Genomic DNA, 16,049 nt, shown 5'->3' on the forward strand with positions numbered 1-16,049 from the left:
ACCGGGCGCATCGCGCGCCGGGCTGCGTTCATCCGCGCCTCGCGTACCGCTGTTTATCCTGCGGCCACGTCAAACCAGGTTCGGGAGAGAACACGATGAAAACGACCGCCCTTCGCGGCATGTCTGTGGCCCTGGCCAGTGCGCTGGTGCTGTCCGCCTGCGCCACCGGCGGCTCCTACGTGCAGCGCGACCAGTACGGCAATCCCACCGAGCAGCAGAACCGCACCGGCCGCGGCGCGCTGATCGGCACCGCGGTCGGCGTCGCCGCCGGCCTGCTCAGCGGCAGCAGCGCCACCGAGCGCCGCCAGCACGCGATGATCGGCGCCGGCATCGGCGCGCTCAGCGGCGCGGCGATCGGCAACTACCAGGATCGGCAGGAGCGCGCGCTGCGCGAGCGCACCGCCAACACCGGCATCGACGTGCGCCGCGACGGCGACAACATTACCCTCAACCTGCCCGACGGCATCACCTTCGACTTCAACCAGTCCACGCTCAAGCCGCAGTTCTATTCGGCGCTCAACGGCGTGGCCCAGACCCTGGGCGAATACAACCAGACCATGATCGAAGTGGTCGGGCATACCGACAGCATCGGCAGCGATGCGGTCAACCAGCGCCTGTCCGAACAGCGCGCGTCCTCGGTCGCCGCCTATCTGACCGCGCAGGGCGTGCAGCCCGAGCGTATCCAGACGCTGGGCGCCGGCAAGAAGTATCCGATCGCCGACAACAGCACCGAGGCCGGCCGCGCGCAGAACCGCCGCGTGGAAATCCGCGTGGTCCCGCTGCGCTCCTCCGCCGGCTGACCGATCCGGCGACGGCAACAACGAACGGGCCGCATTGCGGCCCGTTCGCGTTTCTGCGCTGCTGCTGTGACGCGTCGCGCGCGGCGCGGCTCAGACCAGCGCCGCGTCCTCTTCGTCCTCGGCTTCCGTCTCCAGTGCCGCGTCCGTCGGCACCGGTGCGGCGGCCACGCGCGGCAGGCTGGGCAGCGACTGCGTGTTCATCGCCACGCCGCTGCACAGGGTGAACTCGGCGCCGTCCTCGGCCTGCTGCGTGGCCAGCTTGGCCGGGCACTGCGCCATCATGTAGCTGACGTCGAAGTTGAGCTTGTCGACCAGGAAGTCGACGAAGGCGCGCACCTTCGGCGAGAGCATGCGCCCGCCCGGGAACACCGCGTTGAAGTCCAGGTCCGGCCCGACCCAGCCGCCGAGCACGCGCCGCGCCTTGCCGGCCTCGATCAACGGCTTGATCGTCGCATCGCTGGCCAGCACCAGGCCTTCGCCGCAGACCAGCCCGCCGATCAGCGCGGCCGAATCGTTGGCCAGCAGGATCGGCTGGACCAGGAACTCGCCGCTCTGCTTGCCGTTGCGCAGCGGCCAGCACAGTCGGTTGCCACCGCCGCGGCCGGTGCTCAGCGCCAGCGTGCGGTGGTGCTGCAGGTCGTCCGGATGCAGCGGTTCGCCATGGCGTTCGATGTAGTAGGGGCTGGCGAAGACCTGGGTGCGGAAGGTGGCGAGCTTGCGCGCGACCATGGTCGAATCCGGCAGCGTGCCCATGTGCAGGGCCACGTCCACGCCTTCGGCGATCGGGTCGACCTTGTCGCTGGTCATGATCATTTCCAGCCGCACTTCCGGGTGCTGGCGGTGGAACTCGCCCAGGATCGGCGCCACCCAGGAGATGCCGGCCGAGTAGGGCACGCTGAAACGCAGCCAGCCGCGCGGGCCGGCCTGCAGTTGGCCCACCGCGCTCTCGGCTTCCTCCAGTTCGCGGGCGATGCGCTGGCAATGCTCGTGGTAGACCGCGCCGGCCTCGGTCAGCCCGAGCCGGCGCGTGGTCCGGTGCAGCAGGCGCGCGCCCAGCCGCGCCTCCAGGTCCTGCACCTTGCGGCTGACGGTGGTCTTGGGCAGGCCGAGGGCATTGGCCGCGGCGATGAAGCTGCCTTGCTCGACCACCTTGACGAAGATCAGGGTGTCGTTCAGATCGTGGCTCATGACGGTTCCTTGAGGTGGAGACGATTGGACCGGTAGCGGGACGATTATTCCCCTTAATTCGGACTAATCAAGTGCGGCTTTGGCGCCTAATTTGTCCGCATTCGCCATCACCGACGGTCTTTGCCCATGTCGATGCGCACCCTGTTCCAGTTTTTCGCCTGCCCCGATCGCCAGCCGCGGCGCCGTTCCGCGCCGGCGGCGCCGGCGCAATCCCTTTACCCGAAAGCGTTTCGCGAGTTCACCCCGCCACCGCGGCGGCAGGGCGGCAGCAGTCTGCGCCTGGGTACGTCCGGCACCGACCGTCTGGGTCGAATCGCGATTGTCCCGTCCGCGGGAGGAAAAGTCCCGTGAGCGGGATGTTGGCCCCCGAGGTCCTGGTCCTCGGCGGCAGCGGCACGGTCGGCCAGGGTGTGGTACGGGCGCTGCTGGAGGCGGGCAGCCCGGTGCTGGCAGTGGCGCGCGACCGCGCCCGCCTGGCCGAACTGCGCGATCGCCACCGCGACGAACCCGGTCTGGACGTGCTGTGCGGCTCGGTCGGCACCGATGCCGCCGCCGCGGCCTTGGTGGCCGAGATCGCACAGCGGCCGCGGCCGCTGGCCGCGGTGGTCGCCGCCCTGGGCAGTCCGCTGCGGCCGGGGCGTCTGCTGGAGCGGCCGCTGGGTGCGCTGCGCCGGCGCCTGGATGCCGACCTGCTGCCGCATCTGGCTGCGGCCCGGCATCTGCTGCCGTTGCTGGCGCAGCACGAGCGCGGCGCCCGCTATGTACTGCTGGGCAGCCCCTGCGCGCTGCGCGCCTGGTCCGGGCATGGCGACAGTTCGGTGGCGGCGGCGGCGATCCGCATGCTCGCCCAGGTGCTGCACGAGGAAGCCAAGCCGCTGGGCGTGCACGTGCACCTGCTGTCGCTGTCCGAGCCGGTGTGCCGCAGCGACGACGCCATCGGCGAGTGCCCGGACTGGTTCACCACCCTCGGCGTTGGCCGCGCCGTGGTTCACCTGCTCGCCGATCCGCAGCGACCGGACCGCGCCCTGGTCGAGATCGACCGCCGCCACGTCGCCCGTCCACGCAGCGCCCTGCTCAACGCCTTGCCGTTTTCCTTCTCCACCCACGAGGTCTCTCCATGAATCCGATTCCGATGCCGTCGCGCCTGCTGCCTGGCGCCTTGCGCCCGCTGGCGGTGGCGCTGCTGGTCGCCACGCTCGCCGCCTGTGGCGGCAAGGCCAACGAACAGGGCGCGCCGCCGCCGCCGAGCGTGGGCGTGGCGCCCGCACTGCAGAAGCAGATCAGTCAGTGGGACGAGTTCAGCGGCCGCGTCGAGGCGGTCGAGCACGTCGACCTGCGCCCGCGCGTGTCCGGCTACATCGACAAGGTCAACTACGTCGAAGGGCAGGAGGTGAAGAAGGGCGACGTGCTGTTCACCATCGATGCGCGCAGCTACCGTGCCGAACTGGCCCGCGCCGAGGCCGACCTGGCGCGCGCACGCACCCAGGCCAAGCTCAGCGCCAGCGAGGCCGCGCGTGCCAAGACCCTGTCCGAACAGCAGGCCATCTCCACCGAGAGCTGGGAACAGAAGCGCGCCGCCGCCGAGCAGGCGCAGGCCGACGTGCTGGCCGCGCAGGCGGCGGTGGACACCGCGCGTTTGAACCTGGAATGGACCCAGGTACGTGCGCCGATCGCCGGCCGCGCCGGCCGCGCCATGGTCACCGCCGGCAACCTGGTCAGCGCCGGCGACAGCGCCAGCGTGCTGACCACGCTGGTGTCGCTGGACAAGGTGCACGTGTACTTCGACGCCGACGAAGGCACCTTCCTGCGCTATGCGCAGATGGCGCGCGACGGCCAGCGTCCGAGCGAACGCGACGGCAGCCTGCCGGTGCAGGTCGGCCTGGTCGGCGAGGACGGCTATCCGCACGCCGGCAAGGTCGATTTCCTCGACAACCAGTTGGTACGCAGCACCGGCACCATCCACGTGCGCGCGTTGCTGGACAACGCCGATCGCCGCTTCACTCCCGGCCTGTTCGCGCGGGTGCGGCTGCTCGGCAGCGGCCGCTTCGATGCGGTGCTGATCGACGACCGCGCGGTGCTCACCGACCAGGACCGCAAGTACGTGTACGTGGTCGACAAGGACGGCAAGGCGCAGCGGCGCGACGTGCAGCTCGGCCGCAGCGCCGAGGGCCTGCGCATCGTGACCAAGGGGCTGGCCGCCGGCGACAAGGTCATCGTCGACGGCGTGCAGAAGGTGTTCATGCCCGGCATGCCGGTGCAGGCCAAGCCGATCGCGCAGACCACGTCGCCGGCCGCACCGCGCCAGGCCGTCGCCCTCGACTGAGTCGCGGGCGCCGACGCAGCACCGGCCGGGTCGTTACGTATCGGCCCCGCCCGCCGGGCCTGTGATGGCCCGGCACCGCCACCGGCATGCCTGCGTCCGCGCCCAGTCCCCCGTTTCACCCGTTTCCAGGACCACCACCCATGGACTTTTCCAGATTCTTCATCGACCGGCCGATCTTCGCCGCCGTGCTGTCGATCGTCATCTTCGCCGCGGGCCTGATCGCCATCCCGCTGCTGCCCATCGGCGAATACCCGGACGTGGTGCCGCCCTCGGTGGTGGTACGCACGGTGTATCCGGGCGCCAACCCCAAGGTCATCGCCGAGACCGTCGCCACGCCGCTGGAGGAAGCGATCAACGGCGTGGAGAACATGATGTACATCAAGTCGGTCGCCGGCTCCGACGGCGTGCTGCAGATGACCGTGACCTTCCGCCCGGGCACCGATCCGGACGATGCCGCGGTCAAGGTGCAGAACCGCGTGGCGCAGGCGCAGGCGCGCCTGCCCGAGGACGTGCGCCGGCAGGGGGTGACCACGCAGAAGCAGTCGCCCACCTTCCTGATGGTGGTGCACCTGACCTCGCCCAAGGGCAAGTACGACACGCTGTACCTGCGCAACTACGCACGCCTGCACGTCAAGGATGCGCTGGCGCGGATCCAGGGCGTGGGCGATGCGCAGGTGTTCGGCGGTGGCGACTATGCGATGCGCGCCTGGCTGGACCCGGAGCGGGTGGCCGCGCGCGGGCTCACCGCCAGCGACGTGGTCGCGGCGATGCGCGAGCAGAACGTGCAGGTCTCGGCCGGCCAGCTCGGCGCCGAGCCGATGCCGGAGAGCAAGTTCCTGACCCTGATCAACGCACAGGGCCGCCTGCGCACCGAACAGGAGTTCGGCGACATCGTGCTCAAGGTCGGTGCGGACGGCCAGACCGTGCGCCTGTCCGACGTCGCGCGCCTGCAGCTGGGCGCCGGCGACTACACCTTGCGCGCGCAGCTGGACGGCAAGAACGCGGTCGGCATCGGCATCTTCCAGGCGCCGGGCGCCAATGCGCTGCAGATCCGCGACCAGGTCATCGCCAAGATGGACGAGCTGACCAAGCAGTTCCCCGACGACGTGAAGTACGAGGCGGTGTACGACACCACCATCTTCGTGCGCGACTCGATCAGCGCGGTGGTGCACACCCTGCTGGAGGCGGTGCTGCTGGTGGTGCTGGTGGTGATCCTGTTCCTGCAGACCTGGCGCGCCTCGATCATTCCGCTGATCGCGGTGCCGGTGTCGGTGGTCGGCACCTTTGCCGCGCTGTACCTGCTGGGCTTCTCGATCAACACGCTGACCCTGTTCGGGCTGGTGCTGGCGATCGGCATCGTGGTCGACGATGCGATCGTGGTGGTGGAGAACGTGGAGCGCAACATCGAGGAGGGGCTGACCCCGCTGGCGGCGGCGCACCAGGCCATGCGCGAGGTGTCCGGGCCGATCATCGCGATCGCGCTGGTGCTGTGCGCGGTGTTCGTGCCGATGGCGTTCCTGTCCGGGGTGACCGGGCAGTTCTACAAGCAGTTCGCGGTGACCATCGCCATCTCCACGGTGATCTCGGCGATCAACTCGCTGACCCTGTCGCCGGCGCTGGCCGCGCGCCTGCTGCAAGCCCATGACGCGCCCAAGGACCGCCTGTCGCGCGGCATGGAGCGGCTGTTCGGCGGCTGGCTGTTCCGCCCCTTCAACCGTTTCTTCAACCGCAGCTCCGACCGCTACCAGGGCGCGGTGTCGCGCATCCTCGGCCGCCGCGGCGCGGTGTTCGCGGTGTACGTGGCGCTGCTGCTGGTCACGGGGCTGATGTTCAAGGCGGTGCCGGGCGGCTTCATCCCGACCCAGGACAAGATGTACCTGATCGCCGGCGTCAAGCTGCCGGAAGGCGCCTCGATCGAGCGCACCGACGCGATGCTGCGCAAGGTCGCCACCATCGCCATGCAGACCGATGGCGTGGCCCATGCGATCTCGTTCCCCGGCCTCAACGCGCTGCAGTTCACCAATACGCCCAACACCGGCGTGGTGTTCCTGCCGCTGAAGCCGTTCGCCGAGCGCCACCGCAGCGCGCTGGAGATCAATGCCGAGATCAACCAGCGCATCTCGCAGCTGGGCGAGGGCATGTCGTTCGCCTTCATGCCGCCGCCGATCCTCGGCCTGGGCAACGGCAACGGCTACCAGCTGTTCATCGAGGACCGCGCCAACCTCGGCTACGGCGCGCTGCAGAACGCGGTCAGCGCCATGCAGGGCGCGGTGGCGCAGACCCCGGGCATGAGCTTCCCGATCGGCACCTACCAGGCCAACGTGCCGCAGCTCGATGCCGAGGTCGACCGGGTCAAGGCCAAGGCCCAGGGCGTGGCCCTGACCGATCTGTTCGACACCTTGCAGACCTACCTGGGCTCGACCTACGTCAACGACTTCAACCAGTTCGGCCGCACCTGGCAGGTGATCGCCCAGGCCGATGCGCCGTTCCGCGAGAGCGTGGAGGACATCGCCCGGCTGCGCACCCGCAATGCCCAGGGCGAGATGGTGCCGATCGGCTCGATGGTGACGATCAAGCAGACCTACGGCCCGGATCCGGTGCTGCGCTACAACGGCTATCCGGCCGCCGACCTGGCCGGCGAAGCGGATGCGCGATCGCTGTCCTCGGCCGAGGCGATGGCCAAGATCACCCAGATCGCCAAGCAGGTGCTGCCCAACGGCATGGAGATCGAGTGGACCGACCTGAGCTACCAGCAGGCCACCCAGGGCAATGCGGCGCTGGTGGTGTTTCCACTGGCGGTGCTGCTGGCGTTCCTGGTGCTGGCCGCGCTGTACGAGAGCTGGACGCTGCCGCTGGCGGTGATCCTGATCGTACCGATGACGCTGCTGTCGGCGCTGTTCGGGGTGTGGCTGAGCGGCGGCGACAACAACGTGTTCGTGCAGGTCGGTCTGGTGGTGCTGATGGGCCTGGCGTGCAAGAACGCGATCCTGATCGTCGAGTTCGCCCGCGAACTGGAACTGCAGGGCAAGGGCATCGTCGAGTCGGCGCTGCAGGCCTGCCGCCTGCGCCTGCGTCCGATCGTGATGACCTCCATCGCCTTCATCGCCGGCACGGTGCCGCTGGTGTTCTCGCATGGTGCGGGTGCGGAAGTGCGCTCTGCCACCGGCATCACCGTGTTCGCCGGCATGCTGGGCGTGACCCTGTTCGGTCTGTTCCTCACCCCCGTGTTCTATGTCGCCCTGCGCAAGCTGGCCGGGCGGCCGCTGGTCTCGCATGCGCCGGCCCACGCCGACGCGCCGGCGCACGGCTGATTCCTACCTTTCCTTACCCTACTCAGGAGTTTCGCAATGAACGCAGCACACAAGATCGCCCTGGTCACCGGCGCCACCCGCGGCATCGGCCTGCACACCGTGCGGCAACTGGCCGAAGCCGGCGTGCACACCCTGCTGGCCGGGCGCGACGCCACCCGCGCCAGCGCCGCGGCCCTGGAACTGCAGGGCGAAGGCCTGCCGGTCGAACCGCTGACCCTGGACGTCACCGACGCCGCCAGCATCGCCGCCGCGGTGGAGACGGTGCGCGCACGCTATGGGCGGCTGGACATCCTGGTCAACAACGCCGGCATCCTGCGCGACGACCTGCGCCTGAGCGTGTCGCAGCAGCCCCTGGAGACCTGGCGCGAGACCTTCGACACCAACCTGTTCGGCCTGATCGCGGTCACCCAGGCGTTCCTGCCGCTGCTGCGCGAAGCGCCGGCCGCGCGCATCGTCAACGTTTCCAGCGTGCTCGGCTCGCTCGCGCTGCACAGCCAGCCGGGCTCGCCGATCTACGACTTCAAGGTGCCGGCCTACAACGTCTCCAAGAGCGCCGTGAATGCCTGGACCATCCAGTTGGCCTACGAACTGCGCGAGACCCCGATCAAGGTCAACACCATCCACCCCGGCTACGTGAAGACCGACATGAACTCGGGCGAGGGCGAGCTGGAAGTGGCCGACGGCGCGCGCAGCAGCGTGATGATGGCGCTGCTCGACGCCGACGGCCCGACCGGCAGCTACACCCATGTCGGACAGGTGCTGCCATGGTGATCCGTCCCGTATTGGGCGCGCTGGCGCTGGCGCTGCTCAGCGCCTGCGCCAGCGTCGGCCCCAATTACCGCGCACCGGCGCAGCCGCCGGTGACGCTGCAGGGCGCGGCGTCGCCGGTGTTCGCGACCGACTCGCCGGTTGCGTCCTGGTGGGCGCAGTTCGACGATCCGGTGCTGGAACAACTGGTGCACGACGGCCTGGTCGCCAACCTGGACCTGCGCATCGCCCTGGCGCGCGTGCACGAGGCGCGCGCGGTCTTCGCTGAGCAGCGCCTGGACCAGGCGCCGCACGTCACCGCCGGCGGCGACTACACCCGTGGCAAGGCGCCGGACGCGGACGCCGGCGGCGCGCGCGTGCTGACCGAGAGCTACCGGCTCGGCTTCGATGCCGGCTGGGAGCTGGACCTGTTCGGGCGCCAGCGCCGTGCCAGCGAAGCGGCACGCGCGAACCTGGAGGCCGAACAGGCCGGCTTGGCCGATGCCCAGGTCACCGTGGCCGCGGAGGTGGCACGCAACTACTTCGCCCTGCGTGGTGCGCAGAAGCGCATCGCACTGGCGCGCACCACGCTGGACAACCTGCGCGATACCCAGCGCCTGACCGAGACCCGTTGGCGGCTGGGCGCGGGCAGCGAACTGGACGTGCAGAGCAGCCGCGCACGGCTGAAGGCGATCGAGGCCGATATTCCGCTGCTGGAAGTCGACGCCGCGCAGGCGAGGCACCGGCTGGCGGTGCTGCTGGGCAAGCCGCCGGGCACGCTCGACGCACTGCTGGCGCCGCAGTCGACCCCGGCCTATGCGCGGGCCTTGCCGTTGGGCGACACCACGCAGTTGCTGCGCCGGCGTCCCGATGTGCGCATCGCCGAACGCAACCTGGCGGCGGCGACCGCGCGGGTCGGCGTGGCCACCGCCGACCTGTTCCCGCGGATCAGCCTGTCCGGCTTCGTCGGCTTCCTGTCCGGCGACGCCGGCGCCTTGTTGCACGGTCGCAGCAAGGCCTGGTCGCTGACCCCGTCGATCCAGTGGGCGGCGTTCGACTTAGGCAGCGTGCGGGCACGCCTGCGCGCGAGCGAGGCGCAGGCCGATGGCGCCGCCGCCGACTACGAGAAGGCCGTGCTCGGTGCGCTGGAAGACACCGAGAACGCCTTGACCGCCTATGCGCATGAACAGGCGCGGCTGGCGATCGTGGCCGAACAGACGCAGGCGGCGCAGCGTGCAGCGGCGCTGGCGCAGATCCGTTACCGCGAAGGCTCGGAGGATTTCCTGACCCTGCTCGATGCGCAGCGCACGCAATTGACCGCCGAGGCCACCCTGGCCGACGCCGAAGCGGCGGTGAACATCGGCGTGGTGCGGGTGTACAAGGCGCTCGGCGGCTGGGGCCAGGATGCGGGCACGGACGCGGGCAGCAAGGATGTCGCAACCACGGCCGTGGCGGCATCTGCGGTGCGGTCGCGCTGAGCAGGGCGCCGCAAGCCGCGGTGCGGGCCGACCGCCCGTACCGCCGCGCCCGTCGCCTGGCGGGGCAGCCTTGGTTACCCGCGTTCGCCACCATCAAGCCGCATGCAGGGCTGCGGCGTCAGCCGCGACGGGCGTTGCCGAGGAAACTCGTCGCGGCTGAGCGGCTCCCACAGGATGCTTCTTGCCTTATTCAGAGCCGCCCTGGTGACGGCTGCCGAACCGAAGGCCAGTCGGGCGACGCGGCGGATCGCGTCGCGTCTGCCGGCGGCTGCCGGCCGCTCAGTCCTGCGCCACGTCCTCGGCGATCACGTAGCGGTCGCGTCCGCTGTTCTTGGCCTGGTACAGCGCGGTGTCGGCGCGCGAAAACCAGTCGTGCCACTGCACCTCGTCGCAGAGCATCGCCGCGCCCAGCGACACGGTGATCGTGCCGTTGGGACCGCGCAGCGCCGTGCGCGCGGCATCGTGCAGACGCCTTGCGAAAGCGGACAGTTCGGTTGCGGACTGCAGTCGCGCCACCACCACGAACTCCTCGCCGCCGAACCGGAACACCTCGTCCGGCGCGCGCACCTGCGCGCGCAGCAGCGCGGCCAGCTCCGTCAGCACCCGATCGCCCTCGGCATGGCCATAGAGGTCGTTGACCTCCTTGAAGTGATCGATGTCGAGCACGATCAGCCCATGCCGGCGGGTCGCCCGGCGCGGATCGGCTACCCGTTGCGACAGGCTGCGCTCGAGCATGCGCCGGTTCGGCAGGCCGGTGAGCGAGTCGTGCGACGCCAGTTGCTCCAGTTGCACGCGATCGCCTTCCACGCGCAACGCCAGCATGTAGCCCAGCCCGGTGATCAGCAAAGACACCGCCAGCAGCGAGAAGAAATGCTCGGCGCCCAGCGTGCTCGGCGTGACCACAAGCAGCACCGCGATCAGGGTGGCGTTGCAGGCCAAGGCGACATGGCGCGTCACCACGAAGAAGTTGCTCATCATCACCAGGTACAGCCACGGCACCGCGGCATGGCGCAGTGCATGGCAGGCCAGGGCGCTGCCGAGCAGCCAGCTCAGCGACAGCAAGGGATCCATGCGGCCGTCGCCGCGGTGCAGCGCCAGCCAGGTCGCCAGCGTGGCCAGGCCGGCCAGCGCCGCGCCGGCCAGTGCGGTCCACGGCGCACCGATCGCCATCTGGTAGATGGCGAACAGCAGCAGCACGCCTGCCGTGGACGGGCCGAGCGCCTTGATGATGCCGAGCCGGAAGTGCCGGCGCAGGGTCAAGCCCGCGCTCACGGACAAGAACTCCGGAACGGCACACGGTCATTGCGGACGAGCTGGCGAGGGCGGGCGACGAACATGGCGACGGCAGGATGGCGAAGAGGCGTTCCGGTGTCATCTGCAATTTCCATGCCTGGAACTCTTTTGTGGTCGATATCCCGAAGCTGACCGAGCGCACCGGGATTGCCGGCACGTAGGGCGCCACGACGCCGTCGCATTGGCGCAGGGATCGGAGTCGCACCTTTCTCCCTGCGCCACGCGCCGGAGGTTGCATGCGGCGAGTCGGGCAGAGCCGATGCGAGGACGCTCGCGCCTGACCCTTCTCCGGGGGGGGAAAGTGGGGCGCAGCGCCGGATGAGGGGACGGGTGAAGCAGGGCGCCAGCCAAACAAGCCCAAGCCGTACGGTGGCCGCGTGGGACGACGCTGCGCGCAGCGCCGACCTGACGGGCTATGTCTGCGCCGCTAACGTCACCGGCGTGATGGGATGAGCAGATGCGCCGGCCAGAGGTACGGCTACGCTTCGCTGCCGTCGATGACCTTCAGCCCCTTCTGGCTCAGTGCCAGATCGCCGTCCTCGCCCTGAGCCGCATAGTTCTCGCGCACCGCCCAAGTGGCGTCTGCTTCGCTGACCGGCTTGGTGGCGTGGATGTCCTGCAGGATGCGCAGTTGTTCCTGGGTCAATGGCATGGCGGAGGTCCGAGTCGTGGAGGGTATCCCCACCGTACAGACCAGCGGTGACGGGTATGTCGGCGCCTCGTCGCGATGTCCAGATCGCCCAACGTCCGTGTCACGCGATCATGGCAACGTCGAGATCGACAAGCACCGCCTCATCGCACGGCCACGACGCCGCCGACATCATTTCGCAACGCGTCGAGGACGCCGGCGTAACGGTCGTCCACGCATGATGCGCATACCAGCTGTGCGGCCGGGGCGATGCCTGGGGCTGCTTCAAGGATGCAGGCATCCGCGGCTGGACCACATTCTTCGCGCATCGGCAGGTCTCCGCCTGCCGGTGCGTTCGCGTGTCCGTGTAGTGCTTTGGCAGTGCACGACACGTTGCCGCCCTGCACGCCGCTACGTTGTCATCGCAGATCGGCTGCCCGCGGCGGCACCGGCCAAGCCCGCTGCCGCTGACCCGTTGTCGCTGACTTTTGCGACAGTACCTCGGAGCCAACCGTCTGCGAGTCGATCTGCGCGGAGCGATCGGCCCGAATTCACGACGCTGCGGATCTAGGTCGCCAGTGGATTGAGGACGGCCTCGATGCGGTGCCCATCCGGGTCGACGACGAACGCGGCGTAGTAGGCGTCCCCATAGTCGGGGCGCAGGCCGGGCGCGCCATTGTCGCGACCGCCGGCCTGCAGTGCGGCGCGGTGGAATGCGTCCACCTGCAACTGCGTTGCCGCCGCGAACGCCAGATGGAAGCCGGGCCCTGGCGCCGTGGCGGCTTCGTGCAGTTTCAGGCAGAACAGATCGTCGGCGCCCTCGGTGATGCCATACCCGATCGCGGTCTCGTCTTCGAACACGCGGAGGTAGCCCAACGGCCGCAGCACGGCATCGTAGAACGCGCCTGCCACGGCAAGATCGCGGACGCCAAACGAGACATGATGGAGCATCCGGCTACCTGCAAGAAGAATGGCGACTGTCGGCACGCCGGCGGGGTGCGATGGCACGCAGCGCACCGGAGAGCAACGGGTTCGCTGCTGGCCGGTCCGCCCGGCGCCGTTCGGCAGGCGGCGGTTGGAATGGACGGCAGCTGTCCAGATGCATGGACGATTTTTCCCAAGCGCCTGGACGCCGATTATGAGCTTCGCCCGGCAGTATTGCCGATTGTGTCGCATGCCCCCGGGGAGCGCTCGCTGCGGAGTGCAGGGAGCGCAGCAGCATGGAGTGCGTCAAGACGTCGACATGCAGCGTCATTGCGTGGAGCATTGCAGAGGCACACGCACCGTTGACGTCGCCCGCCCGCAGCGACACAAATGAGACATGAAGTGGCGGCCATGCAAGCAAATGCGCGCCTCGGCGCGCACCTGCCTGGATCGTGCACCTGTCCCGCTACGCGTCAGGCAACGCCTGCGCCACCCGTCGCGCCGAACACTTCGCCGGTCAGGTAGCTGCCTTCCTGGCTGGCAAGCAGCACATACAGCGGCGCGATTTCCACCGGCTGGCCCGGACGCTTGAAGTGCGTCTTCGAACCGAACTGGGTGACCGCGTCCATCGGTTGACCGCCGGAGGACTGCAGCGCGGTCCAGAACGGGCCCGGGGCCACCACGTTCGCCCTCACGCCCTTGTCGCTCAACTGCGCCGCCAGCGCCTTGGTGTAGGCGACGATGCCGGCCTTGGTGGTCGCGTAGTCGAGCAGGATCGCTGAGGGATCGTAGGCCTGGATGGACGCGGTGGTGATCACCGCGGCGCCCGGCGGGAGGTGGGGGACCGCGGCGCGGCAGATCCAGTGCATCGCGTAGAGATTGGTCTTCAGCGTCTTGTCGAAATCCTCGTCGCTGACGTCCCCAATTTCTTCCCGATACTGCTGCCGGCCCGCGTTGATCACCAGGATGTCCAGGCCGCCCAGGCCGGCCACGGCTTTCTCGACGAGCTCCGCGCACCATTGCCGATCGGTGATGTCGCCGGGCAGACTGATCGCCTTGCGTCCTTCGGCCTCGATGAGGGCGATCACCTCCTGTGCGTCCGACGTTTCCTCGTCCAGGAAGGAGATCGCCACATCGGCGCCTTCGCGCGCGAACGCGATGGCCGCGGCGCGGCCGATGCCGCTGTCGCCGCCGGTGACCAGGGCGCGGCGGCCGGTCAGCTTGCCCGCGCCGCGATAGCTCGTCTCGCCGTGGTCGGGAACCGGGTCCATGTCCGAGGCCTTCCCCGGAACCGGCTGCGGCTGCCGCGGAAACGGCGGCTTGGGATATTGTTCGCGCGGGTCCTGCATCTTCAGTCGATCGTTCATCGTGTCTTCCTCTTCTTGGCGTGTGGACGGAGTTTTACCGGGTTAGTTGTCGTGTTCTCGATGGTCGACATCGCCATGATCTGGGCGAGATGGCTCAGTCCTTGCGGAAAGTTCCCCAGGAAAGCGCCACTGTGCGGATCGACCATCTCGCTCAACAGGCCGTTGCAGCGATCGAGCGCGGCATTGAGTTGGGCCAGCCGTTTCCTGGCCTTGGCTTTCTGTCCCAGGCGGGCATAGGCTTCGGCGATCCAGTAGGAGCAGGCGACGAAGCAACCTTCTTCCTGCGGCATGCCGGAGTAGCGGTAATGGAACGCGCCGGCCCCCAGCGCGCGGTCGATCGCGTCGAGCGTGGCCAACAAGCGATCCTTGCCGTCGAAACGGAAGCGCGCGGCCAACGCCACCGACGCATCCAGCTTGTCGCTGCCCGGATACATCACGAACGCCTGCTGCGCGTCCGACCAGCAGTGGACTTCGATCCAGGTCTTGATCCTGTCGCGCTCCCGTTCCCAGCGATCGCGACACGTGGTCGGCAGTTGGCCCTGGTCGGCCAATTCCACGGCTCTGGCCAGCGCCTGCCAGCAACTCACCTTGGACATGGTGTAGTGCTGCAACTCGGGCAATTCCCAGATCCCCGAGTCGGCCTTGCGCCAGTGATCGGCGCATTGGTCGGCAAGGCGCGACAGCAGTTCGGCGCTGGACGCGTCCAAGATGTTGCCGCGACTCACGAAGCAATAGGCGGTCTCGAAGATGTCGCCGTAGATGCCGTGCTGGTGTTGCCCGCCGGCGAGATTGCCCTTCACCACCGGCACCGTGTTGCGGTAGCCGGCGGCCTCCAGTTCGGTGACGTCGGGAACCAAGCCGCCGTCCAGGGTGAACACGACTTTCGGGCCGTGCTTTCGCAGTTGCCGGATCAGCCAGGTGAACGCCGCCTTCGATTCCGCTTCCAGGCCCGCGGCCAGAAACGCCTGGATGGTGTAGCCGGCATCGCGAACCCAGGCGTAGCGATAGTCGAAGTTCTTGTCGCCGCCGATCCGTTCCGGCAGCGACGTCGTCGCGGCCGCGGCGATGGCACCCGAGGGCGAGTACAGCAGCAACTTGAGCGCAAGCGCGCTGCGCACGAAAAAGTCCCGGCCGTCGCGGGGGAAGGTCACGTTCTTCGCCCACGCTCGCCATTCCTTGTCGGTCAGATCGATGCGGCTGTCGATTTCCTCGATGGTGGGAGCGACCAGCGGCTCGTCTTCGCCGACGACCAGGGCGATCGTCGCGCGTTGCCCCTTCGCCACGGTGATGTCGCCGCGCGCGCCGTGGTCCGACCACGCGCACCTCAGCCTGTCGTCATGGATCATGACGCCGAGCAGGCGGTCGACATGGAACACCGTGTGCGGGCCGATCGCCGCGCAGTAGGGGCTGGCGTTCTGCGCCCGCAAGCTGAACTTCAACTCCAGGCGGAAGCGCATTTTCCCGCGCTGGCACTCGATCCGCCGTGCAAGTTCGCACCACGGCAGGCGCCCCGCATGCCCGCTGTTGAGCGACTCGGTCAGCGTGGCCTGTCCGGATGCGGTGGTGAACGTGGTGACCAGGACATTGCTGTCTTGCCGATAGTGTCGCTCGGTGCTGAACGGCTGGTCCGGGGCGAGGACGAAGTAGCCGCCTTCCTCGGCGTCCACCAGCCGGTCGAACAGTGGCGCACTGTCCATGTTGGGGGCGCACCACCAATCGATGGAGCCGTCCGCGCCGGTCAGCGCGACCGAACGTCCTTCTCCAAGCGCGCCGTACTGCTCGATGGGCAACACGCCATCGGTGCGGTCGGCGCTGTCGGTCGCGCGGCGTCGCCGGGCTGTGCTGGGCACGCGCTCAGTCCCTGCGCCGACACGCGCAGTGACAGCGCTGGCGCGTCGTCGATTCCAGGCTGACGTGTCGATGGAACATGGAGAAGGCGCGAAGGGGAGGGCAGCCCGACGGTAGAGGCCTGTGTGCCGACACGCGGTGA

13 protein-coding genes are annotated in these 16,049 nt (G+C 68.9%); 7 read left to right on the forward strand and 6 right to left on the reverse strand.

Features of this window, described 5'->3' with window-relative positions:
- Positions 1–95 precede the first annotated feature (95 nt).
- A complete protein-coding gene (locus QN245_RS08670; protein ID WP_160969419.1) occupies positions 96–800 on the forward strand; it encodes a YiaD family glycine zipper/OmpA-like lipoprotein in 705 nt (234 codons plus the stop codon).
- Between the two features lie 90 nt (positions 801–890).
- On the opposite strand, the gene QN245_RS08675 is transcribed toward QN245_RS08670, so the two are convergent.
- Positions 891–1,988: a LysR family transcriptional regulator gene (locus QN245_RS08675; protein WP_160969417.1), complete on the reverse strand. Its 1,098-nt coding sequence runs from the start codon at positions 1,986–1,988 to the stop codon at positions 891–893.
- Positions 1,989–2,114: 126 nt separating this feature from the next.
- Here QN245_RS08675 and QN245_RS08680 point away from each other — a divergent pair, with 126 nt between their 5' ends.
- The 6 genes from QN245_RS08680 (at position 2,115) to QN245_RS08705 (ending at position 9,847) form a co-directional block, all read left to right on the forward strand.
- Positions 2,115–2,339 carry a hypothetical protein gene (locus QN245_RS08680; protein ID WP_317845071.1) on the forward strand — a complete coding sequence of 75 codons (225 nt, stop codon included), beginning with the start codon at positions 2,115–2,117 and terminating at the stop codon, positions 2,337–2,339.
- Complete coding sequence (locus tag QN245_RS08685) at positions 2,336–3,109, forward strand: SDR family NAD(P)-dependent oxidoreductase (protein ID WP_317845072.1); 774 nt, start codon at positions 2,336–2,338, stop codon at positions 3,107–3,109. The genes QN245_RS08680 and QN245_RS08685 overlap by 4 nt, the downstream gene beginning before the upstream one ends.
- Complete coding sequence (locus tag QN245_RS08690; protein WP_160969413.1) at positions 3,106–4,311, forward strand: efflux RND transporter periplasmic adaptor subunit; 1,206 nt, start codon at positions 3,106–3,108, stop codon at positions 4,309–4,311. The genes QN245_RS08685 and QN245_RS08690 overlap by 4 nt, the downstream gene beginning before the upstream one ends.
- 140 nt (positions 4,312–4,451) lie before the next feature.
- Entirely contained in the window at positions 4,452–7,622 is a 3,171-nt protein-coding gene (locus QN245_RS08695; RefSeq protein WP_160969411.1) for an efflux RND transporter permease subunit, read from the forward strand.
- Positions 7,623–7,658: 36 nt separating this feature from the next.
- Positions 7,659–8,393, forward strand: a complete 735-nt coding sequence (locus tag QN245_RS08700; protein WP_317845073.1) for an SDR family oxidoreductase — start codon at positions 7,659–7,661, stop codon at positions 8,391–8,393.
- Positions 8,387–9,847 (forward strand): efflux transporter outer membrane subunit, encoded by a 1,461-nt coding sequence (locus QN245_RS08705; RefSeq protein ID WP_317845074.1) that lies wholly within the window; start codon positions 8,387–8,389, stop codon positions 9,845–9,847. The genes QN245_RS08700 and QN245_RS08705 overlap by 7 nt, the downstream gene beginning before the upstream one ends.
- Before the next feature lie 279 nt (positions 9,848–10,126).
- Here the strand turns inward: QN245_RS08705 and QN245_RS08710 are convergent, their stop codons facing one another.
- The 5 genes from QN245_RS08710 to QN245_RS08730 all read right to left on the reverse strand — a co-directional run bounded on the left by QN245_RS08710 (position 10,127) and on the right by QN245_RS08730 (position 15,909).
- Positions 10,127–11,119, reverse strand: coding sequence for a GGDEF domain-containing protein (locus tag QN245_RS08710; RefSeq protein ID WP_160969405.1), 993 nt, complete (start codon positions 11,117–11,119; stop codon positions 10,127–10,129).
- A 499-nt stretch (positions 11,120–11,618) separates the two neighbouring features.
- The gene (locus tag QN245_RS08715; protein ID WP_167087764.1) at positions 11,619–11,792 is read right to left on the reverse strand and encodes a hypothetical protein; all 174 of its coding nucleotides are present in this window, start codon (positions 11,790–11,792) and stop codon (positions 11,619–11,621) included.
- A 543-nt stretch (positions 11,793–12,335) separates the two neighbouring features.
- Positions 12,336–12,719: a VOC family protein gene (locus tag QN245_RS08720; RefSeq protein ID WP_317845333.1), complete on the reverse strand. Its 384-nt coding sequence runs from the start codon at positions 12,717–12,719 to the stop codon at positions 12,336–12,338.
- 446 nt (positions 12,720–13,165) lie between these two features.
- Entirely contained in the window at positions 13,166–14,059 is an 894-nt protein-coding gene (locus QN245_RS08725; RefSeq protein ID WP_317845075.1) for an SDR family oxidoreductase, read from the reverse strand.
- Positions 14,056–15,909, reverse strand: coding sequence for a glycoside hydrolase family 15 protein (locus QN245_RS08730; protein WP_317845076.1), 1,854 nt, complete (start codon positions 15,907–15,909; stop codon positions 14,056–14,058). The genes QN245_RS08725 and QN245_RS08730 overlap by 4 nt, the downstream gene beginning before the upstream one ends.
- Between the last annotated feature and the right edge of the window lie 140 nt (positions 15,910–16,049).

Source organism: Xanthomonas rydalmerensis (assembly GCF_033170385.1).
Taxonomy (GTDB): Bacteria; Pseudomonadota; Gammaproteobacteria; order Xanthomonadales; family Xanthomonadaceae; genus Xanthomonas_A; species Xanthomonas_A rydalmerensis.

Coding starts and splice junctions, on each gene's coding strand:
- QN245_RS08670 (WP_160969419.1), top strand. CDS start 96: ATGAAAACGACCGCCCTTCGCGGCATGTCTGTGGCCCTGGCCAGTGCG.
- QN245_RS08675 (WP_160969417.1), bottom strand. CDS start 1,988: ATGAGCCACGATCTGAACGACACCCTGATCTTCGTCAAGGTGGTCGAG.
- QN245_RS08680 (WP_317845071.1), top strand. CDS start 2,115: ATGTCGATGCGCACCCTGTTCCAGTTTTTCGCCTGCCCCGATCGCCAG.
- QN245_RS08690 (WP_160969413.1), top strand. CDS start 3,106: ATGAATCCGATTCCGATGCCGTCGCGCCTGCTGCCTGGCGCCTTGCGC.
- QN245_RS08695 (WP_160969411.1), top strand. CDS start 4,452: ATGGACTTTTCCAGATTCTTCATCGACCGGCCGATCTTCGCCGCCGTG.
- QN245_RS08700 (WP_317845073.1), top strand. CDS start 7,659: ATGAACGCAGCACACAAGATCGCCCTGGTCACCGGCGCCACCCGCGGC.
- QN245_RS08705 (WP_317845074.1), top strand. CDS start 8,387: ATGGTGATCCGTCCCGTATTGGGCGCGCTGGCGCTGGCGCTGCTCAGC.
- QN245_RS08715 (WP_167087764.1), bottom strand. CDS start 11,792: ATGCCATTGACCCAGGAACAACTGCGCATCCTGCAGGACATCCACGCC.
- QN245_RS08720 (WP_317845333.1), bottom strand. CDS start 12,719: ATGCTCCATCATGTCTCGTTTGGCGTCCGCGATCTTGCCGTGGCAGGC.
- QN245_RS08725 (WP_317845075.1), bottom strand. CDS start 14,059: ATGAACGATCGACTGAAGATGCAGGACCCGCGCGAACAATATCCCAAG.